The sequence below is a fragment of the Neptunomonas japonica DSM 18939 genome, from assembly GCF_000422765.1.
In the GTDB taxonomy this organism is placed as follows: Bacteria; Pseudomonadota; Gammaproteobacteria; order Pseudomonadales; family Balneatricaceae; genus Neptunomonas; species Neptunomonas japonica.
Window position 1 is genome coordinate 87,823 of sequence record NZ_AUGR01000002.1, and the last position, 24,382, is coordinate 112,204.

General features: G+C 44.4%; 22 protein-coding genes. 12 read left to right on the plus strand and 10 right to left on the minus strand.

Going from position 1 to position 24,382, the window contains the following annotated elements:
* The first annotated feature begins 28 nt into the window (after positions 1–28).
* From G511_RS0102485 to yghU, 5 genes are all read left to right on the plus strand, one after another.
* Complete coding sequence (locus G511_RS0102485) at positions 29–1,114, plus strand: BMP family ABC transporter substrate-binding protein (RefSeq protein ID WP_028468224.1); 1,086 nt, start codon at positions 29–31, stop codon at positions 1,112–1,114.
* 89 nt (positions 1,115–1,203) lie between these two features.
* The gene (locus G511_RS21590; RefSeq protein ID WP_051221530.1) at positions 1,204–2,196 is read left to right on the plus strand and encodes an adenosine deaminase; all 993 of its coding nucleotides are present in this window, start codon (positions 1,204–1,206) and stop codon (positions 2,194–2,196) included.
* Positions 2,197–2,272: 76 nt separating this feature from the next.
* Complete coding sequence (locus G511_RS0102495; RefSeq protein ID WP_028468225.1) at positions 2,273–3,253, plus strand: serine/threonine protein kinase; 981 nt, start codon at positions 2,273–2,275, stop codon at positions 3,251–3,253.
* 34 nt (positions 3,254–3,287) lie between these two features.
* Entirely contained in the window at positions 3,288–4,631 is a 1,344-nt protein-coding gene (locus G511_RS21595) for a hypothetical protein (protein WP_051221452.1), read from the plus strand.
* Positions 4,632–4,709: 78 nt separating this feature from the next.
* Complete coding sequence (gene yghU / locus G511_RS0102505) at positions 4,710–5,552, plus strand: glutathione-dependent disulfide-bond oxidoreductase (protein WP_028468226.1); 843 nt, start codon at positions 4,710–4,712, stop codon at positions 5,550–5,552.
* Positions 5,553–5,593: 41 nt separating this feature from the next.
* Here yghU and mnmE read toward each other — a convergent pair whose 3' ends face one another.
* The 4 genes from mnmE to rpmH all read right to left on the minus strand — a co-directional run bounded on the left by mnmE (position 5,594) and on the right by rpmH (position 9,251).
* A complete protein-coding gene (mnmE, locus tag G511_RS0102510; RefSeq protein ID WP_028468227.1) occupies positions 5,594–6,961 on the minus strand; it encodes a tRNA uridine-5-carboxymethylaminomethyl(34) synthesis GTPase MnmE in 1,368 nt (455 codons plus the stop codon).
* Positions 6,962–7,031: 70 nt separating this feature from the next.
* On the minus strand, positions 7,032–8,696 hold the full coding sequence (gene yidC / locus G511_RS0102515; protein ID WP_028468228.1) for a membrane protein insertase YidC: 1,665 nt from the start codon (positions 8,694–8,696) through the stop codon (positions 7,032–7,034).
* Between the two features lie 13 nt (positions 8,697–8,709).
* Entirely contained in the window at positions 8,710–9,087 is a 378-nt protein-coding gene (gene rnpA, locus G511_RS0102520; RefSeq protein ID WP_028468229.1) for a ribonuclease P protein component, read from the minus strand.
* 29 nt (positions 9,088–9,116) lie between these two features.
* A complete protein-coding gene (rpmH, locus tag G511_RS0102525) occupies positions 9,117–9,251 on the minus strand; it encodes a 50S ribosomal protein L34 (protein WP_028468230.1) in 135 nt (44 codons plus the stop codon).
* Between the two features lie 466 nt (positions 9,252–9,717).
* Between rpmH and dnaA the strand changes: the two genes are divergently transcribed.
* Genes dnaA through gyrB form a run of 4 tightly spaced genes read left to right on the plus strand, consistent with a single transcriptional unit; the run spans position 9,718 to position 15,938 of the window.
* On the plus strand, positions 9,718–11,232 hold the full coding sequence (dnaA, locus tag G511_RS0102530; RefSeq protein WP_028468231.1) for a chromosomal replication initiator protein DnaA: 1,515 nt from the start codon (positions 9,718–9,720) through the stop codon (positions 11,230–11,232).
* 28 nt (positions 11,233–11,260) lie between these two features.
* Complete coding sequence (dnaN, locus tag G511_RS0102535; protein ID WP_028468232.1) at positions 11,261–12,364, plus strand: DNA polymerase III subunit beta; 1,104 nt, start codon at positions 11,261–11,263, stop codon at positions 12,362–12,364.
* A 47-nt stretch (positions 12,365–12,411) separates the two neighbouring features.
* Complete coding sequence (recF, locus tag G511_RS0102540) at positions 12,412–13,503, plus strand: DNA replication/repair protein RecF (RefSeq protein WP_028468233.1); 1,092 nt, start codon at positions 12,412–12,414, stop codon at positions 13,501–13,503.
* Positions 13,504–13,517: 14 nt separating this feature from the next.
* Positions 13,518–15,938 carry a DNA topoisomerase (ATP-hydrolyzing) subunit B gene (gyrB, locus tag G511_RS0102545; protein ID WP_028468234.1) on the plus strand — a complete coding sequence of 807 codons (2,421 nt, stop codon included), beginning with the start codon at positions 13,518–13,520 and terminating at the stop codon, positions 15,936–15,938.
* Positions 15,939–16,120: 182 nt separating this feature from the next.
* On the opposite strand, the gene G511_RS0102550 is transcribed toward gyrB, so the two are convergent.
* Entirely contained in the window at positions 16,121–16,912 is a 792-nt protein-coding gene (locus G511_RS0102550) for an AraC family transcriptional regulator (protein ID WP_036551025.1), read from the minus strand.
* Positions 16,913–17,009: 97 nt separating this feature from the next.
* Here G511_RS0102550 and G511_RS0102560 point away from each other — a divergent pair, with 97 nt between their 5' ends.
* On the plus strand, positions 17,010–17,927 hold the full coding sequence (locus G511_RS0102560) for a DMT family transporter (protein ID WP_028468236.1): 918 nt from the start codon (positions 17,010–17,012) through the stop codon (positions 17,925–17,927).
* On the opposite strand, the gene G511_RS0102565 is transcribed toward G511_RS0102560, so the two are convergent.
* On the minus strand, positions 17,888–18,901 hold the full coding sequence (locus G511_RS0102565; protein ID WP_051221454.1) for a GlxA family transcriptional regulator: 1,014 nt from the start codon (positions 18,899–18,901) through the stop codon (positions 17,888–17,890). The two genes, G511_RS0102560 and G511_RS0102565, sit on opposite strands and share 40 nt — an antisense overlap.
* A gap of 65 nt (positions 18,902–18,966) precedes the next feature.
* Here G511_RS0102565 and G511_RS24105 point away from each other — a divergent pair, with 65 nt between their 5' ends.
* On the plus strand, positions 18,967–19,233 hold the full coding sequence (locus G511_RS24105; RefSeq protein WP_084628985.1) for a DUF1272 domain-containing protein: 267 nt from the start codon (positions 18,967–18,969) through the stop codon (positions 19,231–19,233).
* Positions 19,234–19,331: 98 nt separating this feature from the next.
* On the opposite strand, the gene G511_RS0102570 is transcribed toward G511_RS24105, so the two are convergent.
* The 3 genes from G511_RS0102570 to G511_RS0102580 form a co-directional block, all read right to left on the minus strand.
* Entirely contained in the window at positions 19,332–20,423 is a 1,092-nt protein-coding gene (locus G511_RS0102570; protein ID WP_028468238.1) for an enolase C-terminal domain-like protein, read from the minus strand.
* Between the two features lie 183 nt (positions 20,424–20,606).
* A complete protein-coding gene (gene nhaA / locus G511_RS0102575; protein WP_028468239.1) occupies positions 20,607–22,022 on the minus strand; it encodes a Na+/H+ antiporter NhaA in 1,416 nt (471 codons plus the stop codon).
* 103 nt (positions 22,023–22,125) lie between these two features.
* A complete protein-coding gene (locus G511_RS0102580; protein ID WP_028468240.1) occupies positions 22,126–22,533 on the minus strand; it encodes a Rap1a/Tai family immunity protein in 408 nt (135 codons plus the stop codon).
* Positions 22,534–22,717: 184 nt separating this feature from the next.
* Here G511_RS0102580 and G511_RS0102585 point away from each other — a divergent pair, with 184 nt between their 5' ends.
* A complete protein-coding gene (locus G511_RS0102585) occupies positions 22,718–23,656 on the plus strand; it encodes a LysR family transcriptional regulator (protein ID WP_028468241.1) in 939 nt (312 codons plus the stop codon).
* A gap of 58 nt (positions 23,657–23,714) precedes the next feature.
* On the opposite strand, the gene G511_RS0102590 is transcribed toward G511_RS0102585, so the two are convergent.
* Positions 23,715–24,251, minus strand: coding sequence for a cytochrome b (locus G511_RS0102590; RefSeq protein WP_028468242.1), 537 nt, complete (start codon positions 24,249–24,251; stop codon positions 23,715–23,717).
* Positions 24,252–24,382 lie beyond the last annotated feature (131 nt).

Below are 24,382 nucleotides of genomic sequence, written 5' to 3' on the forward strand. Positions count from 1 at the left end.
AAAAAGTATTTTAACGAGGATTTCCGTAATGAAAAAAATCGTGTTGAAAAAACTCCTGACTGGCTTAATTGCTGGCGTAGGTTTAGTGGCAACATTAGGCGCTCAGGCAGCTGACCCTTTTAAAGTAGGTTTTGTATACGTAGGGCCTGTAGGTGATCATGGTTGGAGTTATCAACATGATCAGGGGCGTTTGGCCGTTGAGAAGCATTTTGGCGATAAGGTAAAAACAACCTATGTTGAAAATGTACCAGAAGGTGCTGATGCTGAGCGTGTTATCCGTAACCTTGCTAAAACGGGCCACGACCTAATTTTTACTACCTCGTTTGGTTTTATGAACCCAACGTTGAAAGTTGCTAAGCGCTTTCCTAAAGTGACGTTTGAGCATGCGACGGGCTACAAGTTATCAAAAAACGTAGGTACTTACATATCTAATACCTATGAAGGCCGTTATATCGCAGGCTTTACTGCTGCAAAAATGACCAAGTCTAACAAAATTGGCTATATCGCCTCTTTCCCTATTCCTGAAGTTATTCGTGATATCAACGCGGTACAGATGGCGTTGAATAAATATAACCCGGATGCTGAATTAAAAATTATTTGGGTAAATAGCTGGTTTGATCCAGGTAAAGAAGCGGATGCCGCTAATGCCATGATTGATCAGGGCGTGGATATTATTTTGCAGCACACAGATAGCCCAGCAGCGATGCAAGCGGCTAATAGACGTGGTGCCTATGCCGTAGGTCAGGCTTCTGATATGTCTAGCTTTGGTGAAAAAGCGCATATCCTTTCGATTGTGAATAACTGGTCTCCCTTCTACATTAAACGCGTTCAGCAAGTGATGGACGGTACGTGGAAGTCTGAAGACCATTGGGGTGGCATGGCTGAAGAAGAGATTGTTATCCCTGAGTTCAGTGATAGCGTCCCTGCAGATGTTGTAGCAGAAGCTCAAGTGTTGATTGCTCAGATCAAAGCAGGAACTCTACATCCGTTTGCCGGTCCGATTAAAAATCAGGCGGGTGAACTTAAAGTGGCTGAGGGTGAGATCTTACCGCATGGTGAGCTAGCAGGTATGAGCTGGTATATAGAAGGTGTTCCAGGTGAGATTCCTCGTTAAATAGGAAAGACAATCTAAGGAACACTAGGGGGCTTATGCCCCCTTTTTTGAATCTTTTTTTGGGCAAGCTGGGAGCTTTTATGAAAAATATGACTGACTTTATTACACAGCTCCCTAAAGCTGAGTTACATCTTCACCTTGAAGGTAGCTTAGAGCCAGAGTTAATGCTAAAGCTTGCACAGCGTAACAAGCTGTCTTTACCTTATGATGATATAGCGGCGATTAAAGCCGCCTATGAGTTTGGCAATTTGCAGGATTTTCTTGATATCTATTATCAAGGCGCCAATGTATTACAAACAGAACAAGATTTTTTCGATTTAACCTGGGGATATCTTTTACGTTGTAAAGAGCAAGGCGTGGTGCATACTGAACCATGCTTTGATCCGCAAACGCATACTGACCGAGGCATTCCTTTTCAGGTTGTGATCAACGGTATTAGCTCTGCATTAAAGCAGGCTCAAACGCAGCTAGGCATTAGCAGTTACCTGATACTCTCATTTTTACGTCATTTACCTGAAGAAGCTGCTTTTGAAACGTTAGAGATGGCACTGCCATATCGTGATCAGTTTATTGCTGTGGGTCTTGATAGCTCTGAAATGGGGCACCCTCCAGAGAAATTCCAGCGTGTATTTGCCAAAGCACGCGCTGAAGGCTTTAAAGCGGTGGCTCATGCCGGCGAAGAAGGCCCGCCAGAGTATGTGTGGTCAACGCTAGACCTGCTCAACGTAGATCGTATCGATCATGGTGTGCGCGCTTATGAAGATGCTGAGTTGATGCAACGTTTGATCGATGAGCAGGTGCCACTAACGGTATGTCCGTTATCAAATACACGTTTAAAAGTATTCACAGATATGGCTGACCACACAATACTTAAAATGCTTGAACAAGGCGTTATGGTTACTGTGAACTCTGATGATCCTGCTTATTTTGGTGGGTATGTGGCTGAAAACTACCAAGCATTATATGAGTCATTAGAGATGACGCCTGCTCAGTTACAACAGCTAGCGATCAATAGTATTAAGGCGAGCTTTTTACCTCAAGATACAAAGAATTCTATTATCCTGCAGATTGAGTCTGTTTGAGTTTAGACGCGCTATTCCTTTTACTTAGGTTTAGTATATGCCCTCCTACTAAACCATTATCTGCGGCAGTCGTGCTATGAATAAACAGCCATTTTTTGAATTAAAGCCCGATACCGTTTTGTACGCTGTAGAGTCTCTTGGCTACTTAAGCGATGGACGTATCATGGCGCTCAATAGCTATGAAAACCGCGTCTATCAGGTGGGTATTGATGAGAAGACACCGCTTATTGCTAAGTTTTATCGCCCCCAACGTTGGAGTGATGAGCAGATACTAGAAGAACATCAGTATATGTATGAGCTGGTGGATCAAGAGCTATCTGTTGTCGCTCCGATGAAAAATGCCAATGGCGATAGCTTGTTTCGTTACGAAGATTTTCGCTTTTCCCTATTTGAACGTCGCGGTGGGCGTGCTCCAGAACTAGATGATCCTGAACATCAGTTTCAATTGGGGCGTACTATCGGTCGGATACATCAAGTCGGCCAGTCTCATGATTTTATCCACAGGCCTACTATGGATATTCAAAGCTATGGAATCGACAGTGCCGATTTTATTAGTCGAGAATTTATCCCCAGCTCGTTAAAAAATGCGTATGACAGTCTTACATCGGATCTTCTACGTGAGATTGATGCTGCTTTTAAACGTGCAGGAGACGTGAAGTTGATACGCGTGCACGGTGACTGCCATGCGGGAAATATTTTATGGCGTGATGATACGCCACACTTTGTGGACTTTGACGATGCGCGTATGGCGCCGGCTATCCAAGATTTGTGGATGTTTTTAACCGGAGATCGGCATCAGCAACAGTTACAGGTCGGTGAAGTGATAGAAGGCTACAATGAGTTCGCTGACTTTGACCCCCGCGAATTACATCTAGTTGAGGCGCTACGAACGCTACGGATGATGTACTACGCTGCATGGATTGCGAGGCGTTGGGATGACCCTGCCTTTCCTCATAATTTCTCTTGGTTTAATACAGAGCGTTACTGGGGTGAGCATCTATTACAGCTACGAGAGCAGTTCTTTGCATTGCAGCAACCCGTATTGAAACTATTGTGATATCCGCATATTGAGACCGCTCTTGAGGTAATGAATGTCTAATCATCAGGCGAGCAGTCAACCTAGTAGCCCTGTCCATGTGTGTGTGGCAGGCATTACGCTGTATTTAATGATATTGCTTTCAGTTGTAAACGGGCTCAGTGGTGCTGTTCCTAGCTGGTGGGCGGGTGTCGCAGGTTGGTTGGCTGCGTTGTTGCTATTACGCCGTGTACGTAGGATGCAACTCCTGCAGTCTGGCCTGATGCTGCTGGTGGGTGTTAGCTGCTTGTTATGGAGCTTTGCACACAGTGAAGCGGTGCTATGGTTAAAAGCGTTGAGCGCCAATCAAGCTCTTGTAACTATGTTAGCAGCGGTAAGTTTTTTGCGTTTGATAGCTGCTTCTTCGATGAGTGAAAGCCACAGCGAACCACAAGGTAAAAGTGCTTTCTGGAAAACGTTACTAGGCGTTCATTTTTTTGGATCAATTATTAACCTGTCTGCAATGATGATTATGGCGGAACGCCTTAATCAAAAGCAGTCTTTAACCATGACACAGGCAGCGACTCTTTCGCGTGGCTTTGGTACGGCGGCACTCTGGTCGCCTTTTTTTGCCGCAATGGGGGTGGCACTTACTAACGCGCCTGGAGCACATTTATTTGTGTTAGCCATTGCCGGCTTACCCATTGCTGGGGTTGCTTTGTGGCTGGCAGGAACAGACATTACTAAAGAGATAGAAGTAGAGGAGTTTAAAGGTTATCCACTAGACTTATCGGCCCTGTGGATGCCTACACTGTTGGCTATCTCTATTATGGCCTGTCATTTTTTACTGCCTTTGGTACCTGTACTTACACTGATCTCTTTCTTATCGATCTTATTACCGTTTGTTGTACTGGTTTTTAAAAAGTCCGCTATCGGAGAAAAGCCCCCGACAGGCTTGCCTGTGTATAAACACCACATTCTTAATGTTATCCCCAATATTGGTTCGGAATTATTACTATTTCTGGCTGCTGGCGTTCTCGCAGTAGGTATTGGTTCTGTGATGACATCGGCTGATTTAACACTTGGCTTTACCAGTTTTGGTGCATGGCAAGCCAGTGGTCTGTTGATAATATCTGTGGTTTTGGCGATTGTTGGTGTACATCCTGTTATTACTGTTGCTACGGCGGGTGGCTTGCTCGCAAACATTAATGTTGCACCTGACTTATTGGCGATGACATTTTTGATGTGTTGGTCTGGTGGGGTGATAGCGTCCCCGTTATCTGGGATGCATCTGACGCTCTCTGGTCGCTTTAATATCAGTAATTTTCAGCTGTTCATGCGTAATCGACGTTTTTCAGTCAAGTTTTTGCTTTTACAAATTAGTTTTTTACATCTTTATAACGCGCTCGGCGTGCTATAACTCTTAAATATCTACTTTCTCTATTCACCTTAGCTATTTATCTCAATGCTTTTTTTGACAGTATAAGAGGCCAATGTCATGAGTGATTCGTCAAACTATACGCCACCCAAGGTCTGGACTATGGAAGCACCCAGTGGTGGGGAGTTCGCTAATATCAATCGTCCGGTTGCCGGTGCAACTCATACTAAGGAGCTGCCTGTGGGTAAGCATCCTTTGCAGCTTTATTCTCTTGCGACGCCTAATGGTATGAAGGCAACCATTATGCTGGAAGAGCTATTAGCACTTGGATATAAAGATGCAGAGTACGATGCTTGGTTGATCCGTATTACGGAGGGGGATCAGTTCTCAAGTGGTTTTGTTGAGGTTAATCCTAATTCTAAAATCCCTGCGCTTGTGGATAACAGTACCGAAAAGGCAACGCGCGTTTTTGAGTCGGGTTCTATTTTGTTTTATCTCGCTGAAAAGTTTGATGCGCTACTGCCTAAGTTGATAGCCGACAGGACTGAAGTGATGAACTGGCTGTTTTGGCAGATGGGCTCTGCGCCCTATCTTGGAGGTGGTTTCGGGCATTTTTACGCCTATGCCCCCGAGAAGTTTGAGTACCCGATTGATCGTTTTACCATGGAAACTAAGCGTCAATTAGATGTGCTTGACCGCGCATTGGCTGAGCGCCCGTATATTGCAGGAGACGAATACAGCATTGCTGATATTGCTATCTGGCCTTGGTATGGGGGCTTAGTGCTGGGGCACCTCTATGATGCTGGAGAGTTTCTATCCGTACATGAATATACACATGTGCAGCGCTGGGCGAATGATATTGCTAAGCGCCCTGCTGTTATTCGTGGTCGCAAGGTCAACCGCACCTGGGGCGAAGAAGCTGATCAGGTACCTGAACGCCACAAAGGTGCTGACCTAGATTAGATGTTGTTTACTGGTTGATTAGCTTTGGATGAGAAGGAAGACTATTTTCCAATACAGAAGCTGGAAAAGATTCTTCCTAATAAATCATCATTGCTGAATTGGCCGGTAATCTCTCCTAAGGCTTGCTGAGCTTGCCTTAGGTCTTCAGCGAGTAGTTCACCTGCACCGTTGTGGATAAGTTGATCTCGACCAGTTTCAAGCAGTTGTGAAGCAGTATTGAGTGCTTCAAGATGGCGACGACGAGCTAAAAAACCGCCTTCAGTTGTGGCTTGGTAGCCCATACAGGTCTTAAGGTGGTCACGAAGCGTCTCTATGCCCTCTCCCGCTTTAGCTGAGAGATTGATTAGCGTATGGCCGTGTACCTCTTGTAGGCCAAACCCTTCGCCGCTCAAGTCGGATTTATTACGGATAACCGTGATTTTACTTTGATCTTGTAGCTGATCGACAAACTCAGGCCAAATTTGATGGGGATCATCAGCATGTGTCTTTGTACTATCGACCATCAATAGCACTCTGTCTGCTTTGTGAATCTCTTCCCAGGCGCGGCTAATACCAATACGTTCAACTTCGTCGGGGGCGTCACGTAAACCTGCGGTATCGATAATATGTAGCGGCATGCCATCAATGTGGATATGTTCACGTAACACGTCACGTGTTGTCCCGGCAATATCGGTCACAATGGCGGTTTCTCTTCCTGCTAGTGCATTTAGCAGGCTAGATTTGCCCGCATTGGGGCGTCCTGCAATCACAACACTCATCCCTTCACGAATCAAACTCCCCTGCTTCGCTTCACTCAATACAGCAGCGAGGTTGGCAATAATGCCGTGCAGGTCAGAGAGCACTTTTCCGTCTGCCAGAAAATCGATCTCTTCTTCGGGAAAGTCGATAGCCGCTTCAACATAGATACGTAACTGGATAAGTGATTCTACGAGCGTGTCGATTCGCCGAGAAAACTCTCCTTGTAAGGAACGTAAAGCACAGCGTGCAGCTTGTTGTGATGAGCTGTCGATAAGGTCTGCGATAGCTTCTGCTTGGGCGAGGTCGAGTTTGTCGTTTAAAAAAGCACGTTCAGAAAACTCACCAGGTCTGGCAAGCCTGGCACCAAGTGATTGTACTCGCTGTAGCAGGAAGTCCATCACTACAGGGCCGCCGTGGCCTTGTAGCTCTAAAATGTCTTCACCGGTAAACGAATTAGGGCCAGGGAAATAAAGCGCTATCCCCTCGTCCAGCTCGTTTTCTTGTGCATCTTTAAATGCCCCGTAATGTGCATAACGGGGTTTAGGTAAGTAGCCAAGAACCTGCTTTGCAATTTCTGCAGCCTTGGGGCCTGATACACGAATAATTCCCACACCTCCACGCCCGGGAGCGGTGGCTTGTGCAGCAATGGTTTCTTGAGATATCAGGCTCATAGGTACTCCGTTTTTCTTGCAGCATTGAAAAAGGCTCCCTCAGGAGCCTTTTTTTGTACGTGACGTTATCTTAAGTCGCGCTAGGTTCTGCTTCAATCTGTTTATTGATTACATATTGCTGTGCAATCGACAGAATGTTGTTCACTACCCAGTACAGTGTCAGACCTGCAGGGAACCACAGGAAGAAGAAAGTAAACATGATAGGCAGCATCTTCATTACTTTAGCCTGCATTGGATCTGGAGGTGTTGGGTTCAGCGATTGCTGAATAAACATACTCACGCCCATGATGATTGGCAGAATAAAGTAAGGGTCTTTTGCTGAAAGGTCTGTTAGGTAGAGGAAGTCTGCGTGACGTAGCTCAACAGATTCCATTAGCACCCAATACAAAGAGATGAAGATCGGCATCTGAGCAACGATAGGTAAACAGCCGCCTAACGGGTTGATCTTCTCTTTCTTGTAGAGCTCCATCATGGCCTGGGACATCTTCTGTCGATCAGCACCGTGTAGCTCTTTCAAACGCGTCATTTCAGGACCGAATTTACGCATTTTCGCCATAGATTTGAAGGCTTTAGCATTTAACTGGAAGAGTAATGCTTTCACCAGAAGCGTGATGCAAATAATAGTTAGCCCCCAGTTTCCTACAAGACCGTGTATCCACTTAAGCACTATGTAAAGAGGAGATGCAATCCACCACAACCAACCAAAATCAAGAGTACGATCCAGCATTGGAGCCGCCGCTTCCATCTGGTCTACATCTTTAGGACCTGCATAAAATGATGCTGAAACAGTTTTCTCGCCACCAGCAGGTACTTCAAATGAAGGCGATACAAAACCTGCAATGTAGTTACCATTAAGCTTGCGTGTGCTGTATGTGTATTCAGCGCCAGGTGTTGGTATCCATGCACTTAAGAAATAGTGCTGTACCATGGCTGCCCAACCATCAGCTGTTGTTTCATTGAAATTGACTTCATTAATGTCATCAAAATCATATTTTTGATAACTATCTGTCGTCGTTGAAAAAACAGGACCAAGGTAAGACTGCATACCCATATCGGTAGATGAGTTAGGGTCAGCACTTTGGTCGCGTTTAATCTGTGCAAACAAGTTTGCTTGGAATAGTTCACTAGAGCCGTTATTAACAATATATTCTTGGCCGATAGTGTAAGAATTTTTACTAAAGACGTAACGCTTAGTAATGTTAACGCCTTTAGCATCGCTAAAAACTAAATCAACATTAATGCTGTCTTGTCCATCCAGAGTGTATTCGCTTTTCGCTACTGAGTAGCTAGGGCGCCCTTCTGGATTAGCATCTGGGCCGTTTGTACCCACTAAGCCACTTTGTGAAACGTAAGTGCGATTAGTATTTTGTTCAAGCAAGATAAATGGAAGCTCGCTTCCTAGTGTTGCTTTGTATGCAGTCAAGGCTACTTGAATAATATCGCCGCCTTTCGCATCAATCAGAACATCTAGAACATCAGTTTTAACTGTGATTAGTTGTGCTGGCGTAGTGCCTTCAGTGACTGTTCCTGTTGTTGGTAGCTCACCAGAAGTGCTCTTTTCAGCAGTAACTGCAGTAGGAAGGTCGCTGCTTGTTGACGCACTGCCATAGACAGAAACAGAAGCAGCCGGGGCTTGTGCTGTTGGTTGCTGACCGTAATCCTCATTCCACTGTAAAACCAGCATATATGAGATAAGTGCCAAGGCGGCAACTAGTATGACTCGCTGTACATCCATAAGTTTAAGACCGTTAATCTTGCTTGTTAAGTACGTGTTTGGATTTTTTATTCAACCGAGACCAACACTTATCGGCAAGGCGATGTAACTCGCTTGCGCTCATATCACCCAGTCCTGGACGAGCCAGAATGATCATATCGACGGGTGGTAGTTTATGTTGATTAAGGCGAAATGACTCGCGAATGATACGCCGAACATGATTACGTTTCACTGCTCTACGTACATTTTTTTTTGAAATCACAAACCCGAGACGTGGATGTTCGAGTCCGTTATGACGGGCTAGGATAAGTATTTTCTGGTCTGGCACCTTGATAGTGACACTATCAAAGACCTGTTGAAAATCCCCGGCAGTCAACAGGCGCAGCTGTCGGGGATATCCGAATTCGGTCATTCAACTACCAGATCCGGTCGCAGTCTGTATTAAGCAGACAGACGCGAACGGCCTTTTGCACGACGGCGGTTGATAATTGCGCGACCACTTTTAGTAGCCATGCGAGCACGAAAGCCGTGTGTACGAGCACGTTTTAAAACGCTTGGTTGAAATGTTCTTTTCATCAGTCAGTACCTACTATTAACGCTTGTTAAGTGCTCGGTTATTAGCTGGCTGAAGCTACAGAGCAAAATTAAGACGCGAAATTCTAGTGAATTAATTAGGATAATTCAAATGGTTTTTTAGTTAATACGTTAAAAGAGGTAAAGAAATTTACCTGACCTATATTCTGACTCAGGGGATAAGTAAAACTGTATAAAAATGTTTATAAATCTTCATTTCAATATATAACAATGGCTTAGCCTGTTAGTAACTCGTTATGTATCATGTTGATTTACTGTTTGTAAGTTGAAAACAGTATAAAAAACATACAATTTTCCGTTTGTTGGTGCTCTTGTTATAATTTTCACTTAAGTTATCAATATTTAGCATTGCTGTGTGGATAAGTGCTGTGGATCACTGTAGAATAGCGGCTATATAACAGTAACTTATGCTGTTTTCAGTGCGAATCATTATTTTTGCGGAGAGTTTATGTCGGGAGATTTGTGGGAACGTTGTTTGCCTAGTTTGCAAAGTGAGTTCCCTGCCCAGCAGTATAATACTTGGATTCGCCCATTGAGTGCTGATGAAAGCCAAGATTCTGTTGTGGTTCTTCTTGCTCCCAATCGATTCGTTCGCGATTGGGTAAATGATAAATTCCTCTCTCGTATTCGACAGGTCGTCAGTGATGTATCTGGCGATATCAGTATTGATGTACGCGTGGATATTGCAGCAATATCTACCGGTGCTTCTCAAGCGAGGCGCATGCCTCCAAGGCCTCGCCCTGCTGCTCCGCCACCCGTATCTGCTTATGTAGAGCCTGAACAAGCAGAATATGAGCAGCGAGCGCCATCAGTACCTAGCAAAGAAGTAAGTGCTCACAACCCTCCAGTTGCAGTTATACCAGCGCCTCAGCTTGAATTAGACGTAGGTGTTTCTGAACCTGGCAGAACTATCGATGTAAATGTTGAGGGTGGTTTACGCCACCAATCAAACTTGAATAGAGCATTTACGTTTGAGTCCTTTGTTCAGGGTAAATCAAACCAGTTGGCATTAGCCGCCGCACAACAAGTTGCAGACAACCCCGGTGGTGCTTATAACCCACTGTTTATATACGGCGGTGTTGGTTTAGGTAAAACCCATTTAATGCATGCTGTTGGCATGGAAATGCTGCGTCAAAATCCTAATGCTCGTATCGTTTATCTACACTCTGAGCGTTTTGTTGCTGATATGGTTAAAGCATTGCAGTTGAACGCCATTAATGACTTTAAACGTTATTATCGTTCTGTTGATGCCCTGCTGATCGATGATATTCAGTTTTTTGCAGGCAAAGAGCGCTCCCAAGAAGAGTTTTTCCACACCTTTAATGCTTTGCTTGAAGGTGGTCAGCAGATGATTTTGACCAGTGACCGCTATCCTAAAGAAATTAACGGTGTTGAAGAGCGTTTAAAATCACGTTTTGGTTGGGGCTTAACTGTTGCTGTTGAACCACCAGAATTAGAAACACGCGCCGCTATTGTTATGAAGAAAGCTGCAGAAGCAAAAATTGTACTGCCAGATGACGCTGCTTTCTTCCTTGCACAGAAGATTCGTTCTAACGTTCGTGAGCTTGAAGGTGCGCTTAAACGTGTCATTGCGAACGCTCATTTTACAGGTAATGCAATAACTACGCCTTTCATTAAAGAATCATTGAAAGACTTACTGGCATTACAGGACAAACAAGTTAGTATTGACAATATTCAGCGTGTGGTCGCGGAGTATTATAAAATTAAGATATCCGATTTGTTATCTAAGCGCAGAAGCCGCTCGGTAGCACGTCCACGTCAGGTTGCGATGAGCATCTCTAAAGAACTCACTAATCACAGTTTACCTGAGATTGGGAATGCTTTTGGTGGTCGCGATCATACGACAGTGTTACACGCTTGCCGTAAAATCAAAGAGTTACGGGAAAGTGAACCGGATATTAGAGAAGATTATCAGAACCTGCTACGTCATCTGACGGCGTAGTACCGGAGCGGAATAAAGGTAGATTGCCATGAAATTCGTTATTTCACGTGAAGCACTAATTAAACCGCTGCAATTGGTAGCGGGTGTGGTGGAGCGTCGTCAGACACTTCCAGTGTTGTCCAATATTTTATTGGTTGCTGAAGATCATAAACTGTCGATGACAGGGACCGACCTTGAAGTTGAGCTGGTTGGTTGTGTGATGCTTGATGAGCCTGCAGAGCCGGGTTCTATCACCGTACCGGCGCGTAAGCTTATGGATATTTGTAAATCACTTTCTGATGATGCACAGATTGAAATGACCCTTACCGGCCAAAAAATGATTATTAAGTCTGGTCGCAGCCGCTTTACGCTGTCTACCCTGCCTGCTGTTGAGTTCCCAAATGTTGAGGATAGTCCGCAAACATTTGATCTGACTTTGTCACAAGGGCAGCTACGTTATCTTATTGAGCAAACGGGTTTCTCGATGGCTCAGCAAGATGTACGTTACTACCTAAATGGTATGTTGCTGGAGATTGCTGACGGCTCATTACGTACGGTTGCTACTGATGGCCACCGTTTGGCAACGAGCGTTGCTAGTGTTGAAACCGATCAACAAACAGCTCAGCAGATTATTGTTCCTCGTAAAGGGATTCTAGAGCTGGCACGTTTGCTTCAACATGGCGATGAGCCGCTTAAGTTAGTCGTAGGTGCTAATCATATTCGCGCTCATGTAGGTGATTTTATATTCACCTCTAAGTTGGTTGATGGGAAATTCCCAGATTACCAGCGTGTTATTCCACGTAACGGCGATAAGTATGTATTAGGTGATCGCCAAGCCTTACGTAAAGTGTTTAGCCGTATCGCGATCCTCTCAAATGAGAAGTACCGTGGTGTTCGTTTGACGTTGACCAGCGGCTTCTTGCAAGTGATGGCAAATAACCCAGAGCAGGAAGAAGCAGAAGAAACCATCGCTATTGACTATGAAGGCGACTCTCTTGAGATTGGCTTCAATGTTAACTACTTGCTGGACGCGTTATCTATCCTGAATTCTGATGTGGTTCGTTTTACCCTGTCTGATTCTAATAGCAGTGCATTAATCGAAGGCTATGATGAAGAGGGTAATCTCTACGTTGTCATGCCGATGAGAATGTAAGATAGGATGACTTGTGTGAAGCCGGTTTCGGCTTCACGCTACACTTTATGCCAATCAGATCCCTTTCTGTTAATAAGATACGCAATATCGACGCCGTATCTTTTGAGCCTTCAGAGCGTATAAATATCATTTATGGTGCTAACGGCAGTGGTAAAACCACTCTGCTTGAAGCTGTGCACTTTCTTGGTCTAACACGCTCTTTTCGAACGAATCAATTTCGTTATTTGGTCACTTCTTCAGAGAGAGAATCACTGGTCTTTTCTAAAATAGATGCAGTGGGAAATGGCCAGCTAAAACCATTAGGTGTTAGCCGTGGTTTAGACGGTGATGTTGGCATACGTTTTAACGGCAATAGTATTGATTTATCTGAGCTTGCCACCCTTGTTCCGCTTCAATTGATTAATACCGATACCTTTGAGTTACTGGAAGGTAGCCCGGGAACAAGACGCCAGTTTATTGATTGGGGAGTGTTTCATTCAGACCCCGTATTTATTCAATTGTGGCGTGCATTTAAACGTGTATTACAACAGCGTAATTCTTTGCTGAAGTGTGGTAAAATTGACCCTGTTTTGCGGCAGGTATGGGATCAGGAATTTATTCAGTATGCTGAGCAGTTAACCAGCATGCGCGAACGCTATATTGAACAGTTAAAACCTGATTTTGAAGAGATCTTATTAAGGCTGGTCGGTGATTTATCGATCACACTTAAGTTTTCTGCTGGATGGGATCAAAAAAGGCCTCTGGACGAATTGTTAGCAGAAAATTTACCCAGAGACCTTAAGCAAGGATTTACCAGTATCGGCCCCCAGCGGGCTGATTTAAAAGTTAAATCTGAAGGTATTAGTGCTGCGGAACGTTTATCCCGTGGACAGAAGAAGCTCGTTGTCAGCGCATTAAAACTGGCACAGGGAGCGCTGTTTCATCGTTTAAGTAATAGGCCATGTGTTTATCTGATTGATGACTTACCGTCTGAACTGGATAAACAGCATAGCCGTTTATTTTGTGAATTTTTAGAACAAACTAATAATCAATGTTTCATCACCTGTGTTGACCCAGAATCCTTAAGTCGATTTTGGAAGCCCGATACAGCAGTGGCCTACTTCAATATTGAAGCAGGCCAATTGGTACAAACACACTGAGTCAGGAGAATACCATGAGTGGCGAAGAGCAAAATTACGATTCCAACAGTATTAAGGTCCTTAAAGGACTGGATGCGGTTCGTAAACGCCCTGGGATGTACATAGGTGACACAGATGATGGAAGCGGTCTGCACCACATGGTTTTCGAGATTGTAGATAACTCAATCGATGAAGCCCTTGCAGGCCACTGTAGCGAGATTAGCGTCATCATCCATCCAGATGGAAGTGTTTCTGTTTCAGATAACGGCCGTGGTATTCCTACGGGCATACACGATGAAGAAGGTGTCTCTGCAGCAGAGGTCATCATGACGGTTCTGCATGCCGGCGGTAAGTTTGATGACAACAGCTATAAAGTATCCGGTGGTTTGCACGGTGTAGGTGTTTCTGTTGTAAACGCCCTATCCTCTGAGTTGAAACTAACAGTACGCCGTGATGGTAAAGTACACGAGCAGATTTATGTTCATGGTGTACCGCAGGCGCCGCTTACTATTGTTGGTGAAACTGAGCAATCCGGTACAGAAGTACGATTTAAGCCGTCAGAAGAAACATTCACGAATGTTGAGTACCAGTTCGACCTATTGGCTAAACGCTTACGAGAGCTATCCTTCCTTAACTCAGGCGTGCGTATTGTCCTGACAGATGAGCGTAGCGCTCGTCAGGATATTTTTGAGTATACGGGCGGCTTAAGCTCGTTTGTCGAGTTTCTTAACCAGAATAAAACCGCTGTCAATAAAGTGGTTCACCTCACCGGTATGCATGAAAATGGTGTCGGCGTTGAAGTGGCTTTGCAATGGAACGATAGCTATCAAGAAAGCCTGCATTGTTTCACGAACAACATTCCACAACGTGATGGCGGAACACATCTTTCAGGTTTTCGTGCGGCATTAACACGTTCGCTTAACTCTTATATTGAGAGTGAAGGTTTAAACAAGGGAAGTAAGGTTAGCACTTCGGGTGATGATAGCCGTGAAGGCTTATGCGCTATTATCTCGGTTAAAGTTCCTGATCCTAAATTCTCTTCACAGACCAAAGATAAGTTGGTCTCTTCAGAAGTTAAAACCGCAGTAGAGCAGATGTTTGCTCTGCACTTTTCGGATTATTTACAAGAAAATCCACAAGAGTCCAAATCAATCGTTAACAAAATGATTGAAGCGGCACGGGCGCGTGAAGCAGCACGTAAAGCACGCGACATGACACGCCGTAAAGGTGCTCTGGACATCGCGGGTTTACCGGGCAAGTTGGCCGATTGCCAAGAAAAAGATCCAGCCCTTTCAGAACTTTACCTAGTAGAGGGTGATTCAGCGGGTGGTTCGGCTAAGCAAGGTCGTGACCGCCGTACACAAGCTATTTTGCCGCTTAAAGGTAAAATTCTAAACGTTGAAAAAGCACGTTTTGACAAGATGCTCTCTTCAGTAGAAGTGGGCACGCTGATTACTGCATTGGGTTGCGGTATTGGCCGCGATGAATACAATCCTGATAAATTGCGTTACCACAGTGTCATTATTATGACCGATGCCGACGTCGATGGATCACACATTCGTACCTTATTGTTGACCTTTTTCTTCCGTCAAATGCCAGAATTGATCGAACGTGGGTACATTTATATTGCTCAACCGCCTTTGTATAAGATCAAAAAAGGCAAGCAAGAGCAGTATCTGAAAGATGACGAAGCACTAGAAAGCTACTTACTCCAAGGTGCACTTGATAATGCTAGTTTCCATGTGCATGAAGGCGCTCCAGCGATTGCTGGCGCAGCACTTGAGTCACTGATTAACCAGTATCGTGGTGTAGAGAAACACATTGATCGTCTATGTAAGCTCTATCCGCCAGCAGCACTCACACAAATGATTTATCAATCAGTGTTGAGTGCTGACGATCTAACTAACTCTGACCTTGTTGAGAGCTGGTTAAAGACGCTGGTAGAAGCGCTAGAGAAGCAAGCTAGTGTCAGTGAGCGTTATGAGTCTGAATTAGTTTACGATAAAGAGCATAGTGTTTACTTACCTAAGATTGTGCATATCAATCACGGTGTTGATACGAACTTTGTTTTTCGAAGAGACTTCTTCTCATCACGTGAATACGCATCAATTGCCGCGCTAGCGACTGAGCTACATGATCTACTAGAGCCAGGTTCGTTCGTTAAACGAGGCGAGAGAACTTTCCCTGTTACCTTCTTTAAAGATGGTATCAATTGGTTACTAGAGCAATCTAAGCGTGGTAATGCCATACAGCGATACAAAGGATTGGGTGAAATGAACCCAGACCAGCTATGGGAGACGACAATGGACCCAGATGCTCGCCGTATGCTGCAGGTAACCATTGAAGATGCTATTTCAGCTGACCAATTGTTCACAACCTTGATGGGTGATGAAGTAGAGCCAAGAAGAAATTTCATAGAATCCAACGCTTTACATGCAACCAATGTGGATGTTTAGTGTCATTTCTGTCATTTGAAATGAAATGCCTTCTCACTAGTGTGAAATAGAAAAAAGCAGCCCATCGGCTGCTTTTTTTTCGCCCTATACTCAGGAATACGTCAGGTTTGTGCCAAGAGCGACATCGATATCAAACTGATAGGAAAAAATAAATGGGTAGGTCATAAAGCTCTTTCTATCGGCTAACCACGGTTTTTACGATATTCATCTGGTGTTGTATCGAGTAAGCGTCGGAACATAGCGATAAAGGAAGAAGCCGTACTGTAACCTAGATCCAGAGCGACACTTTCAACACTAGCGCCTTCTTGTAGCATGGGAACCGAGCGCATTACTTTCAGCCGCTGACGCCATTCACTCAGAGCGATACCTAGATCCTGTTGTGCTTTGCGCGCTAAGGTCCGCTCAGAGGTTCCGAACTTTTCTGCTAATGCTTTTATCGAGCAGTTACTGTTTGGGTTGTCTTTTAAATAACTAAGCACCTTGTTCAGTAAAGGATCATTAGAATCTGGAAGATAGCTGCCCGCGCTGGGAGTAATAACCAACTGATCCAGTATCACATCTAATAGTTTGTTTTCTTCCAGTGAATAGGGAGGTTGCGGTGGATTAAGCCGTAGGTGATTTAGCATCGCTCGGAGCATCGGGTTGACCAACAAGGCGCAGGTTTTTTCTGGCATGCCGCGTTCAGCGGCCAGTTCTTGATCTATATAGAGTGAACAGTGGTATGAGGCATGACGGTTGCTGCCATGATGCCTTGAGCCTGGGGGGTGCCATAAACCGAAACTAGGAGGAACACGAAACTCTTTACCCTCTGCCTGCATTGCTAATACTCCGCTGAAAGAATAGACAAACTCACCCCACAGATGCTGATGCGGAGGATAGATTGTGCCTTCAGGCATTGAGCGCAATTGAAGGAAGACTGGTTGCGGCAGTGTCTGGAGTTCCAGTGGCGTATGGATAAATGGCTTTTTCGACATGCCTGGCCGATCCTGATTATGCTTTGTCTGATTTTAGCTATATCAATAAAATTAGACAAACCATAATGTGACCTCATGTTCATTTTGAGGAATAGGTATGGGAACCCGCAAATCACTCGACCTTTTTGCCTTCGGCTGTATGCTGCTATTTTGTATCGTTATGGCCTCACAGCAAGTGGTACTGAAAGCGGTCGCAGATGATATTACTCCGGTTTTCCAGATAGCGTTGCGCTATGGCATTGCCATTATGCTTCTTGTATTACTCATTCGAACCAAGCGATCGCAGGTTAAATTAGCTCCTGAGAACCGCTTACCAGCCATATGGATCGGGGTGCTGTTTACTTTGGAGTTTTTGTTTGTAGGGGAAGCATTAACTTATACCAGCGCCTCTCATACGATTGTTCTTCTCTACACTTCACCGATATTTGCAGCCATAGGTTTGCACATAAAGATTCCTAATGAGCGTATGAATAGCTTCCAATGGTTTGGCATAGCGCTTACTTTTGGAGGCACTGCCTTAGCTTTTTTGGGGGGAGAAGATATAAAACTTAACGCCGCTATCTTTTGGGGAGATCTGCTGGCACTGCTAGGAGGGGCTGCTTGGGGAGCAACTACGGTTGTCGTTCGTACGACCGGATTAGCGGCTTTACCGGCGAAGCAGGTCCTGCTTTATCAGCTGTTAATCGCATTTGTTGTGCTAACTCTATGGTCTGTTTGGACTGGGCAGACAGATGTAAATCTAACGCCCGCGGTAATGGCAAGTCTTGCCTTTCATGGTATTGGCGTTGCTTTCCTCGCTTTCTTGCTCTGGTTCTGGCTATTAACCCACTACAAAGCCTCTCAGCTTGGTATTTTATCCTTCATGACCCCTGCTCTTGGTGTCTTACTCGGTAGTTGGTGGTTAGACGAGAAAATTGAACCCAACTTTGTTATAGGTACAGGGCTAATTATTGTTGGTATTTTGTTAGTTAGCAGTCATGGTTGGTTTACTTCACAAGTAAAGCGCTTTTCGTAGTCACTGGGTGTTATTTTTATCAATCGGACAAAGGATCGTCTCATCCCCTCTTCGTTGCCAAAACCACACTGTTTGGCAATAACTTTCATTGATAACTTTCCGTTTTCTAACATGCTACGTGCTGCTTCAACACGCATCGCTTCAACTGCTTTGGCTGGGGTTTGCTTTGTTTCAGCAACATACAACCTCGCGAAGTTTCGAGCACTCATTAACGCTTGATTGGCTAAGATTGAAACATGAAGGTCTTGATCAAGGTTACATCGCATCCATTGATGAAGACTATCGAAACGCCCGTTACCATCTGCAGTCTGTACTTTTAAAGCCTCGCTAAATTGTGACTGCCCTCCGGGTCGAACAACGTAGGTAACTAATGATCGCGCTAAATAGAGTGCCGCAGAACGACCAATATCATCAGAGATCATAGCGAGTGCCATATCAAGCCCGGCAGTAACACCGGCAGAGGTCCATACATTTCTATCGTTAATAAAAATGGGTTCCGACTCTACTTTTATATCGGGGTAGAAAGCGCCAAGTTCTTCACAGGACTCCCAATGAGTTACCGCGCGATGACCTTTGAGTAAGCCGCACGCGGCTAATACAAACGCGCCGCTGCATATAGACCCTACTCTTTTTGATTTAGAAGCTAGTTCAGCGATACCTGCTAAGAGGTCGGCGTTTTGGCTAGCTACCCTCGCGCCTGATCCACCGACAACGATCAGCGTATCAATATAGTGTTCTGTCCATTCCCATATGGATTCAGTGGACAGTGAGACAGGGGTATCAGAATTAATCGAGTTGCCGTCTAGCGATAAAATTGCGGTTTTATATACGGCAACGCCACTCTCATCCTGAGCGTCTGCAAAGGCCTGTAGAGGCCCTGCAAGATCGAGTAACTTGATATTTGGATACACTATAAAGGCAATGATAGGTCGGTGTTTTTTATGTTGTGATTGCATGGCAGTAAAGGAGCTCATTATGGCATTCCTGCCAAATATAAAATTGCTATTTTAAACGTCAAGTCACTGGATAGGAACTAAGAATGCTTATTTTAAAACCGAACTGTGAATGCTGCGATGTTGACCTGCCTCCTGAAAGCCAGAATGCCAGAGTGTGCAGCTTTGAATGCACTTTTTGTAATGACTGTGCTGATATGAAATTTCATGGCGTATGCCCAAACTGCGGTGGCGGGTTTGTACCGCGGCCAATACGGCCAACTAAGCACCTTGAGAAACACCCCGCGTCAGCAGTGCGTTTCAATAAGGGTCATGCTGAATGTGCTAGTTATGCTTCTAGCATTACTAGGTAAGTAAAAGCCGCTCTAATCGAGCGGCTTTTACTTTTGTGACGTGTAACTTGAGCTGTCAATTTTGGTGCGTTTTTACGGTAAGAACGGGAATTTTAAGCTTAGTTAATACTAAATTGTGCAGCAACATCATCATCCCAATCCATTCCTAAGCCGGTGTTGCTTCCTACTTTAGCTAGGCCATTTTCGATTTGGAGTGGTTCTTTAAGCAAGGGGTTCCACCAATCACAATATTCAAGCCAGTGAGCGGTGGGTGTTAGACAAAGTAATTGCGCACTAACTTCTGGCCATAGGTGTGTTGATACAAGTTTTTGATGGCTTGCACATATTGTCGCAGCTCTTAGCCACCCGCTTACCCCCCCTATTTTCATAACGTCTAGCATTACGAAATCTGAAGCATCAGCATCTAAAGCATGCTGGAGATCTAAGGTATTCCACCAGTTCTCACCACACTGGATAGGGATGGATGATGTGTTTTTAACAACTGAATGGCCTTTGTAATCATGTGCCAAGGTAGGTTCTTCAATCCACGTAATTTCTGCATCATTAAAACGTTTAGTTCGCTCTATTGCTTCGGTGGGCGTTAAGCATTGGTTGTAGTCAAGCATGATGTCTATTGTTGGCCCTACTGCATTTCGTATTGCAGATACTACGCGAAGCTCTTCTTTTATATCAGGATATCCAACTTTAGCTTTTACACCTCTAAAACCCGCTTGGGCTAATTGAGTAGCTGTTTCGGCTGAGCCCTTTTCGCCTTCAAAACCAATAGCGCCATAAACTGGAATAGTCTTTTGAGCACCCCCGAGTAATTGTACTAGGTTACAGTCATGTAGCTTTGCATGAGCATCCCATAAAGCCATGTCTATTGCGGCTAGGGCCATGCCCACTAACCCCTGGCTTCCTAATAACCTGAATCGGGAGCTAAGTTGCTGTTCTAAAGCGATTGGAGCCAAGACTTGTTTTTCTATGAGAGGGCTCATGTTCATAACCAAGTCGGCTACGGGTTTAAGAGCTATGGGAGTATAGGTGAATACTATACTATGGCCTGTTATGCCCGTATTTGTATATATAGTCGTTAAAACCAACGGCGACTCCGATACAATACCACTTGCCGTTTTGTGTTCCTTTTCCATTGGAAGCCTAATTGCTAGGACTTCTACTCCCGTTATAATCGCCTGTGATGGTGTCGCCATTTTATATACACCCATATTTTTTTATTGTCATTTGGAGTCTATTACGCCTAGATACTGTGGCAACTATGTTGGGGTGACTGGTCTGACCTAGAGTAAGAAGCTGTTTCTGTGTTCCACTTAGCTAATAAAAAACCACTCATATAGAGTGGTTTTTTATTTGCTGAAATGTGTTGCTTCAATGAACTAATGATGAGGATTTTCAGGCACTAATTCTGGTTCATCATCACTGCTGTGCTGCTTTTTAGATGTCAGATAAAGCCATGTAAATCCAACTAAGCCTGCAGTAAGTGAAGCAAATAGAATCCCTGTTTTAGCCATCAATAAGTCTTCTGGGTGGTTCACAAAGCCTAGCTCTGCGATGAAAATAGACATGGTAAAACCTATTCCCCCCATGAATGAAACACCAATTATATGGTTCATATTGAGGCCTTTAGGCAGCTCGCTTACTCCCAGTTTTACAGCGGCCCAGGTGAAACCAGCGATCCCGATCAGCTTGCCGAATACTAGGCCTAGGCCTATACCCATCGCTACCGGATGCGACAGAACACCACCAATATTTCCAAAGTCTATCGGTACGCCTGCATTGGCAAGCGCAAAAATAGGAATAACGAGATAGGCTGATGAAAGATGTAGCTTGTGCTCAAGCGTTTGAGCAGGCGCTTGTACTAGGTTAACCCCATTACCAAGTGCGCGGACACGAGAGCGTAACGCATCGTTAACGAGTATGTTTTCATTCTTTTTAAAGGCAGATGTTATTTTCTCTACACCCTCCTGAATTTGAGAAAGGAATCGCTTCGGGTCATATTTGGGCTTCATGGGAATCGTAAAGGCTAATATAACCCCTGCCAATGTGGCATGAATACCACTCTTGAGCATGGCTATCCATAGGATAATGCCTATGAGTATATAGGGCAGTAAGGTGCGTACGCCTCCCAAGTTGAAGCAAATCAAAATGAAAATTGAGAAGCCCGCCAACACTAGTGCAGTTACATTGAGGCTTTCAGTATAAAAAAGCGCAATGACTATTACTGCACCTAAGTCATCCACAATAGCCAGAGCGACTAGAAACATCAGAAGACTTTGCGGAACTCTATTTCCTAATAATGCTAAGGCCCCTAACGCAAATGCTATATCAGTTGCCATTGGGATGCCCCACCCATCTAGGGTGTGGCCGCTTGGGTTGATGGATATATAAATCAAAGCGGGTACTAGCATTCCGCCAACAGCAGCAATAATCGGTAACAGTGCCTGCTTCACATTAGCAAGCTCGCCCACTAGAAGCTCACGTTTTAATTCCAGTCCTACAACGAGGAAAAATATAGCCATAAGGCCATCATTGATCCAGTGGTGCAGTGATTTGGATAGTTGGAAACTTTCTAGCCCGATAGTGAAATAGAGCTGAAAAAAGTCATGATAGTGATGAGCCATTGAACTGTTAGCAATAAACAGAGCAATAACAGCACAGAGCATCAGCAAAACACCACTAGTCGTTTGCCTGTGAATAAATTCATCTATTGGCGAGAGCACCTTGTCAAATGCGAGCTCCCAAGGCGCTATGTATTCTTTCCCTTTCCCTAAAGGCCTGCGCTTGCGCTTCATTATGATCTCCCTTTGAGATTTAGCTCAAACTGTATAAAACTCACAAAAGATGTATGTTTAATTATTTCGCGCAAGATTTCACCTATTTATTCCCAATTAGCACTTATGACTGTTGGCAGGGATAAAGATTTCGTAAAGCTAGATAAACAGCACTGGCTTTTTGTAAGTCTTTGCTACTGTTGGCGCTTTTAACTTCTTTAAGAATAGCGCTTATTACAGTTTTTTCTGAAGTTTTCTCTGGGATACAAAAACCGGCATAGTATGTGGCTGGTACAGCCGCTTGGCGCTCACCTACACGAGTTTTAAATGCTCTCTTGAAAAAGTCTGATGGTTCCTCGTTTTTAATATAAGTATTAAAGCGTTTAATAATGACACGATCGGTTAACTGTGCACCAGCTAAAAAGCCAGCAACATAGGTACTATCTATATCATCATTTTGCATATTTTCTGCGAGTAAAGAAGGGGAAAACAAAAAAGCCAATATTGTGAAGATATGTGCAAATTTTTTCATTATTTCACCTCAGGTGTTAAATGACGAGATTACTGACATTATCGTTGACTGCTTTTCTCTCAACTTGAATAACTGGACTTCTAGAAAGAGCGCTAGAATTATTATGTGGTGCTTTCTATATAGATAGAAATTGATAATAACTATGTTATAAATAGATAATTATCTATTCATTGGGTCGCTTTTTATGGCTAAGTTACACTCGCGGATTGGAACATTCCGGCAATTAGAAATTCTACTGGCTGTCTATCAGACGGGATCAATCACCGCGGCTTCGAAAAAGTTGTTCCTAACGCAACCAACAGTGTCCATGCAGCTAAGGAAGCTCTCTGATGCGGTGGGAGTGCCTATCTACGATCATGTAGGGCGTAAGCTAGTATTCACACAGGCTGGCTTAGAAGTTATTAACAGCGCCCGTGATGTGTTAAATGGTATAGAGCGGCTCGAAATGAAGCTATCCGACCTTCAAGGGTTGAAGGTGGGTACATTGCGTTTGGCGGTTGTGACTACCGCAAAATATTTTATACCGCACCTCTTAGGGGAGTTTTTAAAGCTCTATCCTGATATTGATATAAATTTTAAAGTTGGTAACCGTCAGCAGATCATGGATCGGTTAGCGACAGGCGAGGATGATTTCTATGTTTTCCATCACCCGCCTGAAAGCGCTAAGCTGCATTTACATGAGTTTTTACCGAACCCTTTGGTAGCGATAGCTCAAAAGAATCATCCACTTGCCGGTGAAAAAAACATTTCGTTAGAGGCCTTTGCTGATCAGCCGTTTTTGATCCGCGAGGCAGGGTCTGGTACTCGTCACGCAATAGAACAGCACTTTTCCCAACATGGGATTCGGCCAAATGTGAGGATGACCATAGAAAGCAATGAAGCAATAAAACATGCGGTGATGTCTGGGCTCGGTGTTTCTATTCTCTCCAGTCATACGCTTGCGTTTGGCGGCAGTGGAGGGTTGGTTGTGCTGGACGTACAGCAATTACCTATTACAACTAAGTGGTATCTTGCGAACTTGCAGGTTAAAAAACTTTCTGTCGTTGCACATACATTTCTTGAGTATATTACCGCTTATGAAAGAGAGAGCATGCTCTCGCAGATGCAAGAAAAGTATAAGTAAAAGCAGCCCCGCGGCTGCTTGTATATTAAGTGAAATGAGTGCGTTTAGAGGCTCAAAACTAGACGCGTGCACCAAGCATACGTCTGAGTGTCCCGTCTTTATCAATTAAGTGGTGTTTTAACGTACCGACGACATGAAGTACAACGGCCAATATCAGCAGCTTGCCTCCTAAACCATGAATTGTTCCTCCTATATTACCTATCACCTCATTGCCCTCTCCTGCCGCGATTAACTCGACCCCAAACACGCCTACGGAATGGCCCCCTCCAACTGACATTAAGATTCCTGAGATAGGCATAAACACAGTTCCAGCAAGTAAGAATATATGAGCAGCGGTTGCAAACCTTTGTTGCCATAGCGGCGTGACTGTCAGAGGTTGCGGCAGTTTACTGCGCAGCCGATGTACCACGCGGTAGAGAGCAAATAGTAATATCAACACACCGATCGACTTATGTATGCCAATGAGGAAACCTTTATCAGGAGAGCGAGGCAGCTCTTCTAGATAGAGCCCGAATGCGAGGCTTCCGATCATCGCAAAGGCAATCAACCAGTGAAGAGCGACAGTGTGTTTAGAAAACTTTGATAGGGTATCCATATTAATTGCTCAAACGATATTAGGAGATGGAAGTTTAACGGCTCCCCTATCGGTTATTAATAACTGAAAATGTAAAGCTAGGTAAAGATTTGTAAAACGAGAGAATCGCTTGATACAGATAAGTTGATGTG